At 70.9% G+C, this 2,512-nt stretch carries 3 protein-coding genes; all 3 read right to left on the bottom strand.

What is annotated here, in order from left to right:
• Positions 1 to 1,176 (bottom strand): glycine C-acetyltransferase (locus tag GH736_RS21030; RefSeq protein ID WP_159606787.1); only part of this gene is annotated, 1,176 nt, incomplete at its 3' end.
• A gap of 2 nt (positions 1,177 to 1,178) precedes the next feature.
• The gene (tdh, locus tag GH736_RS21025) at positions 1,179 to 2,222 is read right to left on the bottom strand and encodes an L-threonine 3-dehydrogenase (protein ID WP_159606785.1); all 1,044 of its coding nucleotides are present in this window, start codon (positions 2,220 to 2,222) and stop codon (positions 1,179 to 1,181) included.
• A 90-nt stretch (positions 2,223 to 2,312) separates the two neighbouring features.
• Positions 2,313 to 2,512, bottom strand: a 200-nt coding sequence (locus GH736_RS21020) for a hypothetical protein (RefSeq protein WP_159606784.1), incomplete at its 5' end; no start/stop codon positions are given.

Here is a 2,512-nt window from a genome sequence, read left to right as displayed (position 1 = left end):
GGCCACCTCGTCGCGGGCGGCCGTGAACGCCTCGACGCAGCGGCGGATCTCGTCCTCGGAGTGCGCCGCCGACAGCTGCACGCGGATGCGCGCCGCCCCGCGGGGCACGACCGGGAAGCTGAACGCCGTGACGAAGACACCGCGCTCCTGCAGCGCCGCGGCGATGCGCGCCGTGAGCGCCGCGTCGCCGAACATGACGGGCACGATGGGGTGCTCGCCGGGCAGCAGCTCGAAGCCCGCGGCATCCATCAGCGACCGGAACAGCGCCGCATTCGACTTCAGCGTCTCGCGCAGCTCACCCGACGACTCGAGCAGCTCGAGCGCACGAATCGTGCCCGCGACGATGGCCGGGGCGAGCGTGTTCGAGAAGAGGTACGGCCGGGCCCGCTGGCGCAGCAGCGCCACGATCTCGGCACGGGCCGCGACATAGCCCCCGGATGCCCCGCCGAGCGCCTTGCCGAACGTGCCGGTCGTGATGTCGACCCGGCCCTCGACGCCGCAGTACTCGGGGGTGCCGCGGCCGTTCGCCCCGACGAAGCCGACGGCGTGCGAGTCGTCGACGAACACGAGGGCGTCGTACCGGTCGGCGAGGTCGCAGATCTCCTGCAGCGGCGCGATGTAGCCGTCCATCGAGAAGACGCCGTCGGTCACGATGACCCGGCGACGGGCTCCGGATGCCGCGATGAGCTGGGCCTCGAGGTCGGCCATGTCGCGGTTCCGGTAGCGGTACCGCGCCGCCTTCGAGAGCCGGATGCCGTCGATGATCGACGCGTGGTTCAGCTCGTCGGAGATGATCGCGTCATCCGGCCCGAAGAGCACCTCGAAGACGCCGCCGTTCGCGTCGAAGCACGAGGAGAACAGGATCGTGTCGTCGTAGCCCAGGAACTCCGACACCCGGCGCTCGAGCTCGAGGTGCAGCTCCTGCGTGCCGCAGATGAACCGCACGCTCGCGAGGCCGTAGCCCCACTCGTCGAGCCCGGCGTGCGCCGCCTCGACGATGCGGGGGTCGTCGGCGAGGCCGAGGTAGTTGTTGGCGCAGAAGTTGAGCACCTCGCGGCCGGCGACCTCGATCTCGGAGGACTGCGGGCCGCGGATGCCGCGCTCACGCTTGGTGAGGCCGGCGGCCTCGATCTCGTCGAGCTCAGCGCGCAGCTGGTCGCGAATCGTTCCGTACATGCTCAGAGCTCCGTCCAGTCGAGGATGACCTTGCCGACGCCGCCGGATGCCGCCGCGTCGAACGCGGCACGCCACTCGCGTGCCGGGTAGCGGTCGCTGATGATCGAGGCGACCCGGGACCGCAGCTCGCCGCTGGTCTGCAGCATCGCGCTCATCGAGTTCCACGTCTCGAACATCTCGCGGCCGTAGATGCCCTTCAGGGTGAGCATGTGCGTGACGACCTTGCCCCAGTCGATCGCATACGGCTCGGAGGGGAGGCCGAGCAGGGCGATCCGGCCGCCGTGGTTCATGTTCTCGATCATCTCGGGCAGCGCCTTCGCCGAGCCCGACATCTCGAAGCCCACGTCGAAGCCCTCGCGCATGCCGAGGCGCTGCTGCACGTCGCGGACGCGTTCGCGCGACACGTCGACCGCGGCATCCGCCCCCATCTGCATGGCGAGCTCGAGGCGCGCGGGCGAGACATCCGACGCGACGATGTAGCGGGCGCCCACGTGGCGGGCGACGGCGATCGACATGAGCCCGATGGGGCCGCAGCCGGTGACGAGCACGTCCTCGCCGACGACCGAGAACGCCAGCGCGGTGTGCACGGCGTTGCCGAACGGGTCGAAGATCGCCCCGACCTCGGGCTCGACCGACGCGTGGTGCACCCAGACGTTCTCGCCGGGGATGACGATGAACTCGGCGAACGCACCGTCGCGGTGCAGGCCGACCCCCTTGGTGCGGATGCACATCTGGCGGCGTCCGGCGCGGCAGTTGCGGCACATGCCGCACACGATGTGACCCTCGCCCGACACGTGGTCGCCGACGGCGACGTCGTGCACCAGCTCGCCGACCTCGACGACCTCGCCGTAGAACTCGTGGCCCGGGATGAGCGGCGCCTGGATCTCGGCGGCGGCCCAGTCGTCCCACCGCTCGATGTGGAGGTCCGTGCCGCAGATGCCGGTGCGCAGCACCCGGATCTTCACGTCGGCGGGGCCCGTCTCGGGCTCGGGCCGGTCGACGTACTCCAGGCCGGCGCCGGGGGCAGGTTTGTAGAGGGCCTTCATCGATAACCTCGTTGTTCTCTGGGTCGCGAGCCGGGGGTGTTCGGCTCTGGGTCGGGCCACCGGATCGTGTCCGGTGGCGCCGATCGCCAGTCAGTTCATGGTAGCCACGGATGCCGCGGCCGCCGTCACCGTGACGGGCCCCCGCCCTGCGGCATCCGTCGACCCGTCGGCAGCCTCGACCTGGCCGCCCTCGAAGTACGCGACGAGGTCCGCGTCGAGCGCCGGCACGGGGTCGACGTTCTCGCGGATCCAGGCGTCGAGGGCGTCGAGCTTCGCGACGTACGTGTCCG

Origin of the sequence: Agromyces humi (assembly GCF_009720255.1) — a bacterium.
Taxonomy (GTDB): Bacteria; Actinomycetota; Actinomycetes; order Actinomycetales; family Microbacteriaceae; genus Agromyces; species Agromyces humi.
This window is presented reverse-complemented; position numbering and strand designations above follow the sequence as displayed.

What these genes read in the sequence shown, in the direction of transcription:
- tdh (WP_159606785.1), bottom strand. Translation starts at nt 2,222, where the DNA reads ATGAAGGCCCTCTACAAACCTGCCCCCGGCGCCGGCCTGGAGTACGTC.